The organism is Candidatus Stoquefichus massiliensis AP9 (assembly GCF_000455285.1).
GTDB classification, from domain to species: domain Bacteria; phylum Bacillota_I; class Bacilli_A; order Erysipelotrichales; family Coprobacillaceae; genus Stoquefichus; species Stoquefichus massiliensis.
Window position 1 is genome coordinate 83,421 of sequence record NZ_HG005289.1, and the last position, 18,267, is coordinate 101,687.

The 18,267-nt window shown below is 30.5% G+C and carries 17 protein-coding genes; 5 read left to right on the forward strand and 12 right to left on the reverse strand.

Features of this window, described 5'->3' with window-relative positions; genetic code table 11:
* Positions 1-2: 2 nt before the first annotated feature.
* The 3 genes from BN350_RS10110 to BN350_RS10120 are packed head-to-tail and all read right to left on the reverse strand — an operon-like array spanning position 3 to position 2,784.
* On the reverse strand, positions 3-776 hold the full coding sequence (locus BN350_RS10110; RefSeq protein WP_028043492.1) for an ABC transporter ATP-binding protein: 774 nt from the start codon (positions 774-776) through the stop codon (positions 3-5).
* Positions 773-1,768 (reverse strand): FecCD family ABC transporter permease, encoded by a 996-nt coding sequence (locus BN350_RS10115; protein ID WP_044600260.1) that lies wholly within the window; start codon positions 1,766-1,768, stop codon positions 773-775. The genes BN350_RS10110 and BN350_RS10115 overlap by 4 nt, the downstream gene beginning before the upstream one ends.
* Before the next feature lie 2 nt (positions 1,769-1,770).
* Positions 1,771-2,784: an ABC transporter substrate-binding protein gene (locus BN350_RS10120; protein ID WP_028043494.1), complete on the reverse strand. Its 1,014-nt coding sequence runs from the start codon at positions 2,782-2,784 to the stop codon at positions 1,771-1,773.
* 779 nt (positions 2,785-3,563) lie between these two features.
* Between BN350_RS10120 and BN350_RS10135 the strand changes: the two genes are divergently transcribed.
* Positions 3,564-3,827: a hypothetical protein gene (locus tag BN350_RS10135; RefSeq protein ID WP_028043495.1), complete on the forward strand. Its 264-nt coding sequence runs from the start codon at positions 3,564-3,566 to the stop codon at positions 3,825-3,827.
* A 512-nt stretch (positions 3,828-4,339) separates the two neighbouring features.
* Here BN350_RS10135 and BN350_RS10140 read toward each other — a convergent pair.
* The 3 genes from BN350_RS10140 to BN350_RS10150 are packed head-to-tail and all read right to left on the reverse strand — an operon-like array spanning position 4,340 to position 9,137.
* Positions 4,340-5,146 carry a hypothetical protein gene (locus tag BN350_RS10140; RefSeq protein ID WP_028043496.1) on the reverse strand — a complete coding sequence of 269 codons (807 nt, stop codon included), beginning with the start codon at positions 5,144-5,146 and terminating at the stop codon, positions 4,340-4,342.
* A 6-nt stretch (positions 5,147-5,152) separates the two neighbouring features.
* Positions 5,153-7,717, reverse strand: coding sequence for a translation factor GTPase family protein (locus BN350_RS10145; protein WP_028043497.1), 2,565 nt, complete (start codon positions 7,715-7,717; stop codon positions 5,153-5,155).
* 58 nt (positions 7,718-7,775) lie between these two features.
* Positions 7,776-9,137, reverse strand: a complete 1,362-nt coding sequence (locus tag BN350_RS10150) for an MATE family efflux transporter (protein WP_028043498.1) — start codon at positions 9,135-9,137, stop codon at positions 7,776-7,778.
* Between the two features lie 244 nt (positions 9,138-9,381).
* Between BN350_RS10150 and BN350_RS20975 the strand changes: the two genes are divergently transcribed.
* From BN350_RS20975 to BN350_RS21345, 3 genes are all read left to right on the forward strand, one after another.
* A complete protein-coding gene (locus BN350_RS20975) occupies positions 9,382-9,510 on the forward strand; it encodes a helix-turn-helix domain-containing protein (RefSeq protein ID WP_147573571.1) in 129 nt (42 codons plus the stop codon).
* Positions 9,511-9,632: 122 nt separating this feature from the next.
* On the forward strand, positions 9,633-9,893 hold the full coding sequence (locus tag BN350_RS21340; protein WP_231385265.1) for an NUDIX hydrolase: 261 nt from the start codon (positions 9,633-9,635) through the stop codon (positions 9,891-9,893).
* Positions 9,842-10,159 (forward strand): NUDIX hydrolase, encoded by a 318-nt coding sequence (locus BN350_RS21345; RefSeq protein WP_231385266.1) that lies wholly within the window; start codon positions 9,842-9,844, stop codon positions 10,157-10,159. Before BN350_RS21340 ends, BN350_RS21345 begins: the two co-directional genes overlap by 52 nt.
* On the opposite strand, the gene BN350_RS10165 is transcribed toward BN350_RS21345, so the two are convergent.
* From BN350_RS10165 to BN350_RS10180, 4 genes are read right to left on the reverse strand one after another with little or no spacing between them, the layout of a single operon-like run.
* Positions 10,064-11,335 (reverse strand): sensor histidine kinase, encoded by a 1,272-nt coding sequence (locus BN350_RS10165; protein WP_028043499.1) that lies wholly within the window; start codon positions 11,333-11,335, stop codon positions 10,064-10,066. The genes BN350_RS21345 and BN350_RS10165 overlap by 96 nt on opposite strands.
* Positions 11,322-11,996 (reverse strand): response regulator transcription factor, encoded by a 675-nt coding sequence (locus BN350_RS10170; protein ID WP_028043500.1) that lies wholly within the window; start codon positions 11,994-11,996, stop codon positions 11,322-11,324. Before BN350_RS10170 ends, BN350_RS10165 begins: the two co-directional genes overlap by 14 nt.
* Before the next feature lie 2 nt (positions 11,997-11,998).
* Positions 11,999-12,760 (reverse strand): ABC transporter ATP-binding protein, encoded by a 762-nt coding sequence (locus tag BN350_RS10175; protein WP_028043501.1) that lies wholly within the window; start codon positions 12,758-12,760, stop codon positions 11,999-12,001.
* Between the two features lie 13 nt (positions 12,761-12,773).
* Positions 12,774-15,149, reverse strand: a complete 2,376-nt coding sequence (locus BN350_RS10180; protein ID WP_028043502.1) for an ABC transporter permease — start codon at positions 15,147-15,149, stop codon at positions 12,774-12,776.
* Positions 15,150-15,645: 496 nt separating this feature from the next.
* On the opposite strand from BN350_RS10180, the gene BN350_RS21350 reads away from it, so the two are divergent.
* The gene (locus tag BN350_RS21350; RefSeq protein WP_261797186.1) at positions 15,646-15,915 is read left to right on the forward strand and encodes a C39 family peptidase; all 270 of its coding nucleotides are present in this window, start codon (positions 15,646-15,648) and stop codon (positions 15,913-15,915) included.
* A gap of 232 nt (positions 15,916-16,147) precedes the next feature.
* On the opposite strand, the gene BN350_RS20645 is transcribed toward BN350_RS21350, so the two are convergent.
* A complete protein-coding gene (locus BN350_RS20645) occupies positions 16,148-16,318 on the reverse strand; it encodes a hypothetical protein (protein ID WP_155849102.1) in 171 nt (56 codons plus the stop codon).
* Positions 16,319-16,533: 215 nt separating this feature from the next.
* Positions 16,534-17,754: a M20/M25/M40 family metallo-hydrolase gene (locus BN350_RS10190; protein WP_028043503.1), complete on the reverse strand. Its 1,221-nt coding sequence runs from the start codon at positions 17,752-17,754 to the stop codon at positions 16,534-16,536.
* Between the last annotated feature and the right edge of the window lie 513 nt (positions 17,755-18,267).

Sequence of the window (18,267 nt, forward strand, 5' to 3'; positions counted from 1 at the left end):
TCTTATTTCGTTAAACAATAATATTGATTTGTCTCTATATCCTTTTTTACAATCAGATGTGGATAAAGAGATTGCATTTTTAATGTGATTTCATCACATGTTTCCTTTTGTGGTTGAATTTCATTAATGATTCTCCCTTGTTCCATTAATAAAATGCGATCACAATACATGAAGGCAACAACTGGATCATGTAAAACAATTAATCCAGTTTTTTGATGATGCTTAATCATTTCTTGAATCCATTGAAAAATCATATGGCGATTATCAAAATCCAAAGCACTATCAGGTTCATCCAAAAGCAATACAGGTGTATTTTGCATTGTAAGGCGAGCTAGCTGAACCAATTGCTTTTGACCTTCACTCAATTTTGTATACTCATGATGCAAGAGATGCTGAATATGAAATGCATTAGCAATTTCATATACTTTTTCCTGATGACTATGGTAACTCCATAAAGACGAATAAACATATGACCCAAATTCAATCATATCAGCAGCGTCAATTCCTTCCATGATATCAAAACGTTGTGTCAGCATAGATAAATACTGTGCGCGTGTTTTGGTATTCATAGCAAAATAATCTTTCTCATAAACATAAACTTGTCCTTCACATTTTGGAAAACCACCCATAATTCCTTTTAATAATGTAGATTTCCCACACCCATTACGTCCTAGTAAACCAACAACTTCACTCTGATATAAAGATAATGACACATCATCAACAACAATACGTTCATAACATATAGACATATTTTTTACTTCTAATATAGGTTTCATTGAATACGTCCCCTTTGCTTCATCATCCAAAATATAAAAACAGGTGTTGAAAAGAAAATTGTTAAGATACTTAAAGGTAACTCTGCCCCTGGAATGAGGGAACGGGCGAGCATATCACCTACTAAAATAATCAAACTTCCTATACAGCCACTTATCAAAAGAAAAGAACCAGTACGTTTTTTCAAAATCAAATAAGCAATATGAGGTGCAATTAATCCAACAAAAGAGATTACACCTGTCATTGCAACAATCGTGGCAACCATCCATGTTGTTAAAAGTAAAACAGCTATTCGAAAAGTTTGAGCATTTAAACCTAAATATCTAGCATTATCATCACCCAATGACAACATCACAATTTGACGATGACACAGAAGCAATAAAACTAGAGGAATCATCATACTAAAAAAAGTAATAAGCATATGATTCAATGTGATAGCTGATAAACTACCCATTATCCAAAATTCAATGGCTGCCAATTCACCTAAAGGATCAGATATATATTTAAATATCATAATACTAGCATCTGCTAAAGCAGAAATAATAATACCAGCAAGAATATAAGTTGTTGCATGCTGACTTCCTGTCATCTTCACTAATAAAATCACAAAAAGCAATGCCAATAGACCCATCACAAAAGAACCAATTATCATTTCAAAAGCACTTCCTGCACCTATCACAATCGCTAAAGCAGCCCCTAAACTAGCACCCGATGCTACACCTGTTAAATCTGGGGAAGCTAAAGGATTTGAAAAAATCATTTGATAAACAGCCCCTGCAACTCCCAAAGCCATACCAGCAAGCAATCCCATTAGTACTCTAGGCATGCGTAATGTATAAAAAACCTGCTGTGCCATCACATCAGTTGATTGACCACTGATTAACAGCAATATCTCATCTAAAGAAAGATGATAACTGCCAATCAATAACGATCCGCAACAGACAATCAACAGAAAGAGAACGATATAAATCCATTTTAAATGTTTCTTTTTCATATTTATTTTGTCATTAAACTCTGATCAATATCAAAACCATAAAAAGTCTGATAAAAATCTTTGACATCCTTTTCAAATGTATCAAAAGAATAATTCTCTGGATACAACAAACTATGTAGCCACATTGTTCCTAGGATACCAGATGGAATAGGTGAATCCCATTCTTCAATACCTTGGGGCATTTGATAAACAGATTGTGTTTGAACAGCTTTTAAAGTTTTTAACTGTGGATCATTGAAAATATCTTGAATGGTATAACTGGCACCTGTTGGGATAATAAACATATCTGGATTCATTTTCAAAAGTGTTTCATAAGAAACTTTTGTCCAATAATCTCCCTTTAAATCCTTCGCAACATTCATTCCTCCAGCCATTTCTATTAAAGTACTTTGATACATCGATGCTGGTGCTGTTTCTAAATAAGATGAATTAGCCCCCATATAAATAGTTTTAAAACTATTGGTTTTCACTTTTGACATCTTATCTATTTGTGTTTGATAATATTCACTAAGTTGTTTAGCCTTATCTTCAACACCACATGCCTTTCCTATTAATGACAACATTTCTACTAATTGTTCATGGGTTTCTGGATTGACAACCAAAACAGGAATACCTAGATCAGTTAAAATTTGTGCTTTTTCTTTTAACTTCAATGGCATCAATACTAAATCAGGCTTTAATTCAGCAATAGCTTCAATATTTAATTCTTTTAAACTTCCTACCTGCTTTAAATTTAAAAGTTTTTGATTTGCCATTTGGTAAATAGGACGTGATTCAGCCTTTTTTTCAATACCCACAAGTCTATCACTTATTCCTAAAGATAATGTGGCATATGTTGTAATATAATAGCAACTCACAATCTTTTGAGCAGGTTGTTTTAAGGTGACTAGCCTTTTTGCCTGATCAGTAAGTTCTATTTGCGTTGATTGTGTTGATGTTTTTGGCGTACATGCTATTAAAGAAAACATCATTGTGACAACAACAAATAAACTTAATATTTTTCTCTTATGTCCCATTTCTATCTCCCTTCATATGTATATAACTCAGAAATAATTCTATGTTTTACTCACCTTCTCCACATCAAATAGTGTCGTAGTTGCAGCGAAAAACAATAACAATTATTTCCAATTATGCTTTACAAAAGCGACAACATTATATCATATTCATCATTTATCTACAATGCCATTGTTTAAACGTTGAAACATGTTAAAATGGTTCTTTCATATCTGTAATAGGCATACTTGTCAATATAGTAAGATGTCATTTTTCTTGTAAATTGCTTAAAATTGATCTTTGATATGAAAATTGAAAACATCTTTTAGACCTTCGATAATGAACAGTGCATTCATTCTTAAGTTTACCTTTCTCATAGGAACATCTCTTTTATTAAAGAGGTTCAAATAACATAATCTATTAATAATGTGGACATTTTTAACTTTGGTACATAAAGTACATTATCATATTTGATTCATGGTTGATATTTCTATTAACTGTAAATAATTGACTATTTCCCATACCATAATATGATTATTGTGATGAGAAGCATACGACTTCAAAGTTATTAATATAATTATTGAGGTGATGCTCTTATAGAAAACAAAAAGAAAGAAGGTAGAAAAAATATGATTTATGCACAACCAAATAATAAACTTTTTATACTTCCTGCTGAAGCAAAACTGAAGAAGATGTCTGAAACTTCAGGTACAAAAAAATTTGAAAAGCTATTGAATTAATTACTCTTCAAGAAGAACCAGGAACATATACTTTTCATTTTATAAAGAAATAAGTAGACTAAATGAATATTGAATTATTAGATGACTTAGATTTAAAAATAACACGTTTAACTAAAGAAACAAAAAAATATATAGAAGGTTTTAATTGTAGCAATTTGAAAATTAATAATTATCTTCAAATGGATGGAATCTGTTGTGAAATCACAACTACCTTTATTATGATAGATGAAATATCTTCTAAAACAATTGGTTTCCTTTCTTTATATGCAGATTCAGTACTTGAAGATAGTGAAAATGGATTCATCCAAAATGGTTCAGCAATATGAATTAATATGTTTGCAATAGATAATAAATTTCAAAAAGCTAAAAGAATTATAATTAACAAAAAAATAACATATATACATTTCATATTAATTCAATGTATTTCTAAAATAAAAAGTTTAGTTAAACAATATGTGGGATCTACATACATTGTTTACATTTAACAAAAGAAGGATATCATTTATATCACAAAAAGGAAGTTTTACTAAATTGGATAATGAGTACTCAGTTATTGAAAGTGCTGTCAATAAAAATTTAATTCCAATGTATAGAAACATTTTTGAAAGTCCTTAATTTATTTGTCATTAATATAAATAATAAAACAATTTCGTAAGCAAATAATAATTTTTATTTGCTTACATATATAAGACTGACTTAATTAAATATCCAAAAGTCTGTAGAATAATTACGAAGCCTAATAGACAGACATGATATTACTATTTTGAAGCAGATAAAGGGTCGTCAAATAATTGGGAGTAATCCCCAATTATTTAATGACCCTTTTACGATATAATATTTATAGATTATTGATATCTTTTTGTAAAGTTTGATCATTAAAAAATATGATTGGACCATGATTTATAATTTGGTCAGCATTAATAAATTGCTGTATATACCTAAAATAACCATCTTTACCAAACTCTTTATCCCAAAAAGAAATACTATCAAGAATCCTTGTTAAACAGATCAATACATTTTTGAAAATATATTCATAATTCATGTCATCATGAATATTGACATAAGGTTTTAATATTTTCTCAATTTCTTGGTTTATAAAAGGATTACAAATCTCTTCTAACCCATCTGCCATATATAATAGATCTTCACTTGCATAACCACTATAATCGCTTGTATCATGTGTTTCTAAATCTAAAAGTCGATTTATAACAATATGAATAACTTTTTGAACATCTAAACTAGAAGTCTGAAATGCTGCATTTAAAACAACAAGATAACTTTCAATAGAAAACAATTCTTTTTCAAAGAGTCTGGTATTTTTCTTTAATGACCCAAAACGTTTTTGAATTTGACGAATATTTTTCTTTGCTTCTACTGTTGTAAATGAATATTCACCAAAATGGGTATGGATAGGAACTTGATTTAAAAATGATAACCAATCTTCTTCTTTAAATCCCTCACTATGCTGTGGATTTTGCCTGAGATAAACTTCATAAAAATAAGCCAATGATTCTTTTGAACTTTCTTCACTTAAATCGAGATCTAATAATTTTTGATAATGTAAGCTTGTTGCTGGAGATAGTTCATTATCCAACTGATTTTCAATAATACGAACAAATGCATCTCTAATAACTCTTCTTGCCATAAGCCATTACTCCTTTTCATTCCAATCTTGAATATCCTCTAATAAATAATTGCGACTTTTTTCTTGTTTTCTTTGAAATTCATCAAAACGCTCTTTTCCTAAAGACTCAACTTCCAACTTTAATTCTCGTGATGATATGCGTTGTGCTCCTCTTCCAATAACAATCGTTTGTTCAAGCGCATCAGAAGTCGCAACAACCACGCGATAATCTTGTGCTAAATGATGAGTTACTCTTTCTATATACATATCAGCTGTCTGTGCTTCTTTTGTATAAACAATATAAATATCATGATTTTGTTGTAATGTTCCCTGATTTTCTTTCACTTTGTAAGCATCGAATACAATAATCATCAGACATTGTCGATAGCCCTGATAGTTACTTAAAATATCAACCAGTTTATCTCTTGCAGCACCTAAATTCATATTGGCTAATTCTTTAAGTTCAGACCATGAGTGAATGACATTATAGCCATCTACTAGTATGCATTCAGGTTTTACCTGTACACGCATTGATTCAGCCAGTGGCTCCTTACAATAATAATCATCTGCTAATCTCCGTTTCACTGGTCCGTATGTATTTTCAAAAATTGCATCTAGTTCTTTATCAGATGATTGATAAGATGTGCTTCGCTGTGGTGATGGCTGGTTCTTCTTTTCAGGTGTCCAGCCACTATGAACATGCATATAATCTCGTACTTCTTGCCAATTCACATAAAATCCAGCTCCATGAGCACAGAAAATAGAACCTGTAGGATGATGGATATCTGCTTCACTATCATAATTAAATTGAAGAATCACTTCTTCTTGATTATGACATGGCTGATATCCACTTAAAGCGCATATCAATCGTCCTTTTCCTTTTGTGTAAGAAATCACTTCTTGCTGATAATCTTGCAAGCACGACACTGGTGCCTGTCCCTCAATAATAACAGTATCTTCAATGACATCAGGGATTTGAAAAGTTCCATGTTTTTCTTCAAGATCATAGAGAGCTCTACTTAAACAATCACTAGGTATTTCTAAATAAAATTGATAATAAGGTTCAAGAATAATGGATTCTGCCATTTTCAAACCTTGTCGAACAGCTCGATAAGTTGCCTCTCTAAAATCTCCACCTTCACTATGTTTTTGATGGGCTTTGCCTATCAATAATGTTATTTTCATATCTGTAATAGGTGCTCCTATTAAAACACCACTATGTTCTTTTTCTTGTAAATGAGATAAAATTAATCTTTGGAAAGAACGACTCAAGATATCTTCTGAACATTCTGTAGCAAATTGCAACCCACTCCCTACTTCTAATGGTTCCAGTAATAAATGAACTTCTGCATAATGGCGTAATGGTTCAAAATGTCCAACACCTTCTACAGTATTCAGAATTGTTTCTTTATATAAAATCTGTCCTTGATCAAAATCTACATTGACATGAAATCTTTCCTGAATCATATTTTTAAGAATTTCTATTTGGATTTCTCCCATCAACTGTACTCTTATTTCATCTGACTGAGAATGATAAGTGACATGTAACGATGGATCTTCATCTGACAATAATTGTAAGTTCTTTAACATCTGATGTTGATCACAATTGGCTGGTAAAACAATACGATAGTTCATATACGATGAAAGAACAGGCTGATGAGACGTTGATTCAAAACCTAAACCAGTACCTGGCTGTATGTTTTTCAGTCCTTTCAAAGCAACAATATCACCAGCATATGCTTCATTAATCATTTCATATTTTTGACCAGTATATCTTCTGACTTGATCAATTTTTTCATCATCACTTAGTTTACTCTTAGCCAGTAGTTTTCCACCAGTTATCTTGATATGCGTAAGTCTAACATTTTCTTCATATGTCACTTTATAAACAATTGCTCCAAAATCATGAGAGTATTTCTTTTCATTTGTATAGAGCAACAGGGCATCCATAAATTCTTCTACCCCATTGAGTTTTAAAGCTGAACCAAAAAATAGAGGGAAGACTTGTCTTGTTTCTATCATATTTTTTATATTTTGAATTGATATTGTTTGTGTTGTGAGATATTCATCTAACATGTTTTCATCAATTAATGCTATATTTTCATAAAACTCATCATTTTGCTGGGTAAAATCAAGACAATGATTATCCAATTGCTGTTGTACATTTAAGATAAGTTCTGACTTTGAATATGAAGTCATATCCATTTTATTCATAAAGATAAATGTAGGAACTTGATAATGTTCAAGCAATCGCCAGATTGTTTCAGTGTGGGGCTGAACGCCATCTAACCCATTAATAACAAGTATTGCATAATCCAAAATTTGTAATGTTCTTTCCATTTCCGCTGAGAAATCAGCGTGACCAGGTGTATCAATGAGTGTGATTTGAACATCTTTCCAATCAAAAATAGCTTGTTTAGAAAAAATAGTAATTCCTCTATCACGTTCTTGGTGATTATAATCTAAAAATGCATTCTGATGATCAACTCTTCCTAGTTTACGAATACTCCCAGATAAATAGAGCAAACTTTCTGATAAAGTTGTTTTTCCAGCATCAACATGTGCCAAAATTCCAATGACTATCTTCTTCATACAATCCCCCATATTCTACTTTTATTTTACCACGTCTCCATAAAGAGAACAATGGATATCATTTTTGAATATTCATTGTCTGCATTTGCATTTGTAATTTTAATTCTTTACGTTTATAAAACCACCCACCAATAAAAACAATATCAGCAAATATCCAAGCTAATGGATTAGCTATACAAATAGCATTAAATCCAAGTGTTCCAACAAAACAAAATGCCACAATACAACGTGCAATCATTTCTGCAACCCCACCAAACATTGCTAAAAAACTATAACCCAAACCTTGTAATAAATTACGTAATATAAACAAAATACTCAATATATAATAGCAAATAGAATTGGCAATTAAATACTGCTTTATCTCACCAATAATCACTATCTCACGTGCATCAATGAACAATAAGGATAAATAATCTGATGTCAAATAGACAAAAACAAAAGCCATCACACAATAAATAGCACCAATGAGATAACTCACTTTCACACCCTTGAAAATACGCTCAATCTGATTTGCACCAAGATTTTGTCCACCATATGTCGCCATTGTTAATCCTAAAGTTTCTAATGGCTGTGTTAACATAATAGATATCTTCATAGCCGCAGTTACAGCTGCCACAACATCTGATCCCAGTGTATTCACTGCTGATTGAATCACAACACTTCCAACCGCCGTAATGGAAAACTGCAATGCCATAGGTAGTCCCATCTGCAATAATTTTACACATAAATGTTTTTGAAATGTCCTCTCATCATGTTCAAATGTTAAGATATCTGTTTTTTTCTTCATATACACATAACATGATATTCCTGATATAAATTGAGCAATGACTGTTGCATAAGCAGCACCAGGTGCTCCCATTTTGAATTGAGTAATAAAGATGAGATCTAATATGATATTAATAACTGATGATAAAATTAAGAAATACAATGGCGTTTTAGAATCACCAATAGCACGTAATATACTTGATAACATATTATAAATCATTGTCGCAAACAAACCAATAAAAATAACAACAATATATCCATAAGCCTGATCATAAATATCAGCTGGTGTTTGCATCCAAGTTAAAATAGTTGGCAATGTGAATACCATCACTATTGTCATAACAACTGTTATCACTGCACATAAATAAAAAGAATTTACAATATATTCTTTCATTTGTTTTATTTTCTTACCACCAAAACTTTGAGCAATAGGAATTCCAAATCCACTACATATTCCTATTCCAAAACCAATAATCATAAAATTCAATGAGCCTGTTGATCCTACAGCTGCTAAAGCAGCTTTGCCAACATATTTTCCAACAATAATACTATCAACCATATTATAAAACTGTTGAAATATATTCCCAATAACTAAAGGAATTCCAAAAGCTAAAATCAATTTCCATGGACTTCCTGATGTCATATCTTTTTTCATAACATAATTCCCCTTCCCATGTTTTTTTATTATACAGATTATAAATCTATTTACAATATTTCATATTGAATTTCAATTTATGAAAAATATATTTATTTAAATTTGCCATATAAATTCTTATAATAAATTTTAATATATCATTTCCGATTTCATTGGTACATTTTATCATAAAAACACACAATTCTACGTCTGATTGGTACACATTATTCCAAAGAAATGATATATTTGAAGTGAGGTAGGAGATATGTTTGGTGTCACTTATAAATCTGTATCAAAATGGGAATGTGGAATCTGTTTACCTGACGCTTCTTTGTTTGTACCTTTGTGTGATATTTTGGATATTCAACTGCAGGAATTATTTGATGAATCATAGTCTATCACATGATCTTGGAAATATTATTTAGAACAATGGTATATAAGTAAGAATAGATGGAAGTCAGGTTGGATTATTAAAAATGTACACTATATAAAAAACAATGGTGTAAAGAAATAAAAATGGAATCTATAATTAAAGTTGGTCTAGGTGTCATGATTGTTAAAAATCGTCGCATATTATTAGGACATCGTGCAATATATGGTCAGGATACAGGTGGGATTTTTGAATCTAGTATTTGGTGTTTACCTGGAGGTAAGCAGGAAGCAAAACAATTTTTGATTGTGCAAAAAGAGAAGTCAAAGAAGAAACAAATCTTGACATTAATCATATGGAAGTCTTTGGTACTATTGATGACATTCAACCTCATAAACATTTTGTAACAATATGGATAGTAACAGATCAATATGAGGGAGAACTTAAAATCATGGAACCAGAAAAACAAGATGAATGGAAATGGTTTGATTTAGATCATTTACCAGATCAGATCTATTCACCATCTCAAAAATTTATCAATTCATATTTGAAAAAACGAACTGACTCACAGTTCGTTTTAACGTATTACAACAACAAATGCCATTCCATCTTCACATTTTTCAGCATAAATTGCTCCATCCATTTTTTGCATCAGTTCACGACAAATATATAATCCTAATCCACTGCCTTTTTGTCCATGGCTATTGCTTCCTCTAAAGAAACTATCAAACAAATGATTAAATTCAGTATCAGAAACAGTTGTACCAGTATTAAAAATACGAATGAGCTGACAATAATCTTCTTCAAAGAAAGATATCTCAATTTGTCTCCCATCCCCATATTTAAAAGCATTTTCAAATAAGTTTTCAAAGACTTCCTGACAACGCTCTTTATCACCATTTACTATTTTATTATCATAAGGATGAACAATAAGTTCTATATGCCATAATGCACATTGCTCATCATAAACTGATAATACCTGTTCCATTAAATCTTGAAGATAAAAATCTTCGTTCTTTACCTGAATATTGAGAATATCTTCACGAGATGATTTAATAATTTCTTCAACATAGTTTTCTATTTCTGAGGCTTTTTCACCAATCTGATGAATAGCTTGTATTTGTGTTTGTTTATCTGTGTAAATATTTTCTTCTAGAGCTTTACTGTATAACTTTATAAGATTTAATGGTGTTTTCATATCATGTGATAAAGACAATAGCATTTCTTTTTTCTCTTTTAACAATTCTAATTGCCTTTTTTGAGAAATGTCTAGACTATCTTTTAACTGTCCAATTCCCCACATAAACTGCCCAAAGTATTTACTTTTTTCTTCTTTAACTTCACCCTTAAAATGACCTTTTGCTAGTTGTAATGGTATATGACTTAAACGTTGAAATGGCTGTATTAATTTTTTTCTCATATCAAAAAGGACAATAAGAATAAGTATTTCTAAAATCAATAAACTTCCTTCTAAAATCCAAAAAACGTAATGAGTATTTAATTGTGGTAACTGATATATAAATTTAATATATCCCTGTAATTCTTGTTCATGATAAAAAGGAATAATTTGTATTTGTTTTTGATAGTTTTCATCAAAAAAATTCTTGACTGAAGATGGATCATCAGTCTGTACATGTAAATAATCTATATCTAAAATGTACTCAAAATCATCTTTTTTGAATTGTTCAATGTCTTCAATCGTTTTCATTTGATTAAGAATACGATGACTCTCAACACGATATCCATAATTTCTCTGTTCTTCCATACTTAAAATGGCATACCCAGAAAAAAATCCAATAACAAGATAAACAAAAATAGAAAAAACAATAATATAATTATATCTCTTCATAACGATAACCAACTCCCCATACAGTTTGAATACGTTGAGGATGTCTAGAATCTTCTTCAATATGAGTTCGTAGCATCTTCACATGGACTGTTAAAGTTTGGTTTTCACTCATACTTTCCATTCCCCATATCTCATTAAATAAGTAATCCTTATGTAATGTTTTGCCAGGATTTTGTACAAAAATCAACAGAAGTTCATATTCTTTAACACTTAAGTTGAGGATTTCATCTTTTAAATAAACTTGTCTTGCATCTGTATTCATTTTAATATCTCCAGATATAAGTATACGCTTTTGTGTTTTCTGTGTACGAGTTAAGATGGCACGCACTTTCGCACAAAGAATATCAGGATCAACTGGCTTTTCAAGATAATCATCAGCCCCTAATTCAAAACCCATCAACTGATCTGATTTTGTTGATCTGGCACTCATCATAATAATCGGTATATGATGATGAGTACGAATTGTTTGACAAAATGCAAAACCATCCATTCCAGGCAACATGATATCTAAAAGGATAACTTGTGCTTGATGATTTTCAAACCAATCTAAAGCATCTTCACTTGTTAAAGCGTGATAGCAGGAAAAACCTTCCTTTTTCAGAAAGGTTTGAATCAATTGTGCAAGTTCTTGATTATCTTCAACCAATAAGATATCTGTCATATTTACCACCCCAATTTAATTAACCAGTCATTTAATTGTCTTTCTCTCAATCTCATATCATCTGTTAACTGACATTTTCCTAATGTCATCTCATCACGAATATTCCCATCTTCAATATACAGAACACGTTCACATTTACTTGCTACACGCATATCATGTGTTACTAGCATAATGCTTGTTCCCTCAGCATTAATACGTGTTAATTCTTCCATGACTTCAATAGAATTTTGTTTATTTAAAGCACCTGTGGGTTCATCAGCAAAGATAATCTTAGGCTGATTAATCAAGCTTCTACAAATACAGGCACGTTGTAATTGACCGCCAGATACTTCTGTAACACCATTATCAGAAACATCATTAATACCTAATTTTTGCATTAATACTTTTGCACGTTCCTGAATATCTTTACGTTTACATTTATTATTAGCCTGATATGCTGGTAAGATAATATTATCATAGATTGATAAATTTTTCAGCATATACATCTGCTGAAAAACAAATCCCATCTCTTGTAATCGTAAATCACTCATTTCATTAGGTTTTAACTCTGTTAACTCTTTGCCAAAGAAATTCACTTTGCCTGCAGTTGCATCATCCATTCCACTAACAGTATATAATAAAGTTGTTTTTCCAGACCCTGATGGTCCCATAATAGCAACCATTTCTCCTGCTTTTATTTCTAAATCCACATTTCTTAAAACATTGTTTTGACGCTTATTCACAATATATGTTTTACATAAATTTGATACTCTTAAACTGTCCATATTCATTGATCTCCTATTCTAAATTATTCATTTCACGAATATTAATATTTTTTGCACTACGTGTTGCTATAGCAGTTGCAACGATAATTCCAATCAGCAAGATACCTGGATAAATCAGATAGGCTTGCAATGGATCTACCTGAATTGTTAATTCAGCCCCCATAATTGCAAATATTGGCCGTAGCATGAAATGATTTGTCAATAATGATAATGGTATCGAAATCATCATAGAAACAATGACAACCAAACTCATTCGCATGATCTGCCAATGACGTATGCTGACTTGCTTGAAACCAATACTTTTCATCATTGCTATTTCACCTTTTTCTCGCGTAATAAATAATTTTTCCATCAATAATGTAATCAGCATAATCACAGCACATAACATTACTGTCATTGGTATAAGCAACGATGATAAAATTTCCTGAATACCACCTACATTTTGATCCACCAGTTCTTGAGCCGTTTTCCATTCATATTCCGGAAAGAGATTTTGCATTATTTTTGCAACTTCCTGTTGTGATTTATCAGTATCTAAATCAACCATAATAGCCCAATAATCAAATAAAATTTCCTGACTACAGTCAATCTGAGGATTTAAACGAGCACTTTGTCCAATTTGCATATAATCAGTATAAGTCCCAGTAATCATCATCTTTTTCTTTTGTCCGCTCAGATTTAAAATAACTTGCTCTCCAATCACCCAATCATTGGCTTTCATGATATCTTTTGAAAAAGCTATTTCATTTTCTAACAATGGTGCATCACCTTCATCGTATTCTAGATAGGAATCTGATGGACCTAAGATTTGCAAACTCATAATAGTGTTTTTCTGATTGGTATCTTCATGATTATAACTGAGAAAATAAATAGGTAGAACTGTCATCTTGGCTGAGTAACCTTTTTCATTCATTTCTTTCTGTAAATATTCAACGCCATTCATTAATTCCTTCGTATGATGATAAGTTCCGTTCTTTCCTTCTATCTTACGTACATAAACAGAACTCTCAGGATTTAATGCAAATTTTTTACTCATTTCAGGGCTGTTCATTGTATGAATTGTATTGAGTGGAATTGTCATTAAAATAAAACTAATACAAAAAGTCACCATCAAAACGATATAACGAGATATATGTGTCATAATATCATTCAATCCCAAATAAAATGGAACAGAAAGATGTTGACTACGCGATAAACGAATACCGCTATTTTTAGAATATCTCTCACCTGTATATCCACCATGTATGGCTGTAATAGCGGACACCTTATTCAGTTTTCTTGTACAGAAATAACAGAATATTAAAACCAAAACAATAATAATGAATGCACATACTATATTTAATAAAACATTTAATTGATGATTGTTCATAATCATATTTTGACTGACACCATCAATCATCATTTGACTAATAGGGATACTCATTAATGCCCCTAGTGTTGCTCCAACAATAACAATCGCTAAATACTTAATAAGATAGAGTCTTTTAATCGCAAAATCTCTTAATCCAATAGCTTTTAATATACCTATTTCCTGATATTGTTCTTCTAATGAAAAAACCAATGTAAATCGTAAAACAAGCAATGCAATCAATATCAAACAGACTCCAATTAAAATCAATAAACCAGCAATGATCATATCAAAAGAATAAATTAACTGATATGTATCCAATGTGACTGTATTCATAACACCTTCGAATCCTTGATTATTAAAATCCTGCAAAAAGTGCTGATTAGATGTAGATATATAATACACACCTAATTGTTGAGCGTTTTTCTGATATTCCAGAAAGTTCTTATGACTCATCATAAATCGAGTCATCCCTACCATTTCATTTCCATAAGCAGCATCTTTTACTGCTGTTTTAATAGTCAATGTTTTTTTAACACCACCATTTTGAATTGTCAGTTTGTCTCCCACATTTAATTGAGCATTTTTCATCATAGAAACAGAAAGAGCAATTTCTTCGTCATTAAGCGTTAATTCATTTCCATCAGTATCAAACACTTTACAATAATTTGCATCCATTGTTGAAAGATACATACCTGTACTTTCTTGTTCAAGTTTTTTCTCTTCATTATTCTGATGAACGATTACTGATTGATCAGAAATTTCAATTAAATGATCATAATCATAATCTTCAATAATCCCCTTTTCCTTTTGTTTATCCAAATAAAACTGAATTTTATCATTATCTTTATCAGAATTCATAATCATACTGATTTCTGGAACATTTGCAAAATCCATATAATAATCTATTGCCGAGAAGACAACAGAAATATTATTGATACTGCTTGCCAGAAAGACTGTTGAAAGTGTTATAAATAAGAATAATATAATATTTACGCCTTTACGTTTCACCATATCCCTTTTTAATATTTGCCAAAACATCTTGATTCCTCCTATCTTACAATGTCATTATAAAGAATCAATTCTTAAAAAATCCTTAAATATAAAATCTTTTTCAAAAAGTTTATCTTTTATCTATTATAACTGTCATCAATAAAATAAAAAAAGATATTAATAACTTTATATATTAAAAATGTTCTTTATAAATGATGATATCAGTTAATTGAGAATCATTTCTCTAAGATTTTCTTTAAGATGGTTGCCCTCGATGTCGATTCATTTATCCCTTTTCTTTCTCAGTTCTATTCTTATACTGATAGACATAGTACCAATATATATGATTGATACAAAAAACGATTTTGATTATCAGCCTAATTTAGAATGTATTGCGTTTTCGTCCTTACCTCTTACGTCATTATAGTAAAGATGCAGAAGATTTAAAACTGTTTGAAACTTTTCCTGGCAAACTTTCAGGTGGATGTGTCAAACCAGAGAGAATCACTGAATTTTTAAAAGTCTAGATCATCAAGTAGAATATATTGTCAATGGAACAATTGATGGTCTAAAATTTGAAATTTCTAATGGTGCTTCTGTCATTGTTTTTATTCGTGTTGAAGAATCTTATGAAAGTCCTCATAACACACATTATGTGTCTATCGTAGGTTACGATGAAGATTATTTCTATTTTGCTGAAAGTTTAGATTATTTAGCCAATTGTAAAGATCAATCTGATCTCATATATAATCGTAAAACAAAAATATCTAAGTTTCAAATATTGATAGTTACTGGGAAAATCAATAAAAAATAAATGATCTATTTATCATATAGACACAACATTAGAATATATTTATGAAAAACTCTATTATAACAAAGTATATTAAAGATTTTACTAAGCATTCTCTATCAGAAAAGCAGTCAATCATTGACTAACTGCTTATAGGATGGACTATTCAATTATAGACAAACTAGTGTTTTCACACTTTTCAAATTTGAAATTTATATTGTTTATAAAAGATAATATTTATTATCATTCGTTTTTCCTAATTCATGTTTTTTATTAATTTCTCTGTAATTGCTTTAAACGCATTTGGATTGATAACCCCTGCATCATAAAATATTTTTGCTATTTCTTTTGAAGTAGCACTACATTTTCTTAGACAATTAAAGATATGTTTTCTTCTTATGAGTGGAATTGGTGCAAAAAATGACATGATAAATCATTCCTTTTCATTAATGATGCAAATTTTTACTTATTTTTCTAATAGCATTTCACAAGTTGTAAAATTAATGCCCTACATGTATCCATTATGAGAATTTATACTTATGAGAAGTTAGCCAATAAATCTCAGTTAAGGAAAGTATAAAATAATTGTTCATTCATTTAGATATAGCCAACAACTACGATAATTTACATATATAAGTCACTTCATCTTTTATTTACAGCAATATCCATAACTAGATGCAAAAGTACATCTGCCCCTTTTTTAATATCTTCATAATCTGTCCATTCTTCTGGGCAATGTGTTAATCCACCAACACTTGGAACATATAACATATTGGTATCTGTAAACTCTGTCATCATCATTGCGTCATGTCCACTACCATCATTAAGGATCATATAGCTATATCCTAGTTCATGACATATTCTCTCCATCTTTTCTACATTTTCTTTATTCATAATACTTGGAGGTGTTGGATTTGGATAATTAATTCTCGCCATTTCTTCTAATTCTATATGTAGTCCTGTCTTTTGAATAACGATATTAACCATATCATTGATCTTATTTTTAAAGTCAATTTCTTCGATTATTTCTTTATTTAATGTTCTAATCTCAACTTTATATTCTATGCAATTATCATCATCTGTACTCAAGAGAATAATGATTCCTGTTATCTTATCTTCTAAACTTTTTAACATTTCATTAAAAAGTTCATTGAAATAATCGATGGCCGTTTTTGTATCATTATTCTCCTCTTTAAATAAACAAAGCTTATATCTACCAATCCCTGGTACAAACCCTACTAATCCTATGTCTTTATTTTCATTTTCTAAAATAGGTCCTTGTTCTACATGAACTTCAATAAAATTCTTAATAGAACCGGGTTTTCTTTTTGCAGATTCTAAATTTGGAACTAATCCATATTCTTTCATAGCTTCCAGTTTTGTTTGTCCAAAACGGTTCTTTTTCATTGTTAACTCTTCCATTGTCAATGTTCCTAACATCCCCCTTGAATTTGTAACTCCTGACCCCTGGCCAAACGTTGCTCCTTCTTCAGCATTCATCAAAATAAGTTCAATGGGATAATCATTGATAAAATGATTTTCTTCTAAAACTCGCAATACTTCTAAAGCTGCTATACACCCAACAGGTCCATCAAACGCACCACCATTCACTACTGAATCATAATGAGAGCCAATCATCACTACTGGTGCATCTGTAATTGTCCCTTCTCTGCGACCAAACAAAGTAAAGATTCCATCTTCATAGATTTTAAGATTCAGTTTTTCCATTTCTCTTATTAAATATTCTCTTGCTTGCTTATCTTCTTTAGAATATGATGAACGTGTGACACCAAATCCTGGTGTTGAAGTATAAGTGGCTAATACTTCTAAATCCTTTTTCATTCTTTCCAAATTTGTTTGCACAATATTTCCTCCTATCAATCTTCATAAATTAATCATATCACAAAATACTAAAAAGAAAACATATATGTAAAGGTCAAAATCAATTTTGTCCCTAGAAAATACTAAATAAAAAATATAAATAACTATTCCTCTCTTTCTACTTATTTTTATTTTACTCAAATTATGAAACCTAAATAAACAACCAAATATAAAAAAGGAACACAATGTCTTTTGCGTCCTTGATACTGTGTCTGTTGAACTGTACGAAAGAAATTGTAATAAGCAATTGAGCAGTAAGCATCTATTCAATTTAAAAAGAATTTCATATCAAATCTTTTATCGATTCTGAGTTTACTTCTCTCTTCTCTATTCACAACTATTTATTAAACACATAATACATCCATTCTTAGTGATAATACTTTTTGAAGTATATTAAGATTTCTTTGATAGATGAATAGTCTTAATGACTTTCCTTTTATTGATTCTCTTTCAAAAACCATTCAATTCCCAAATTTACAACTCATATAGAAAAAT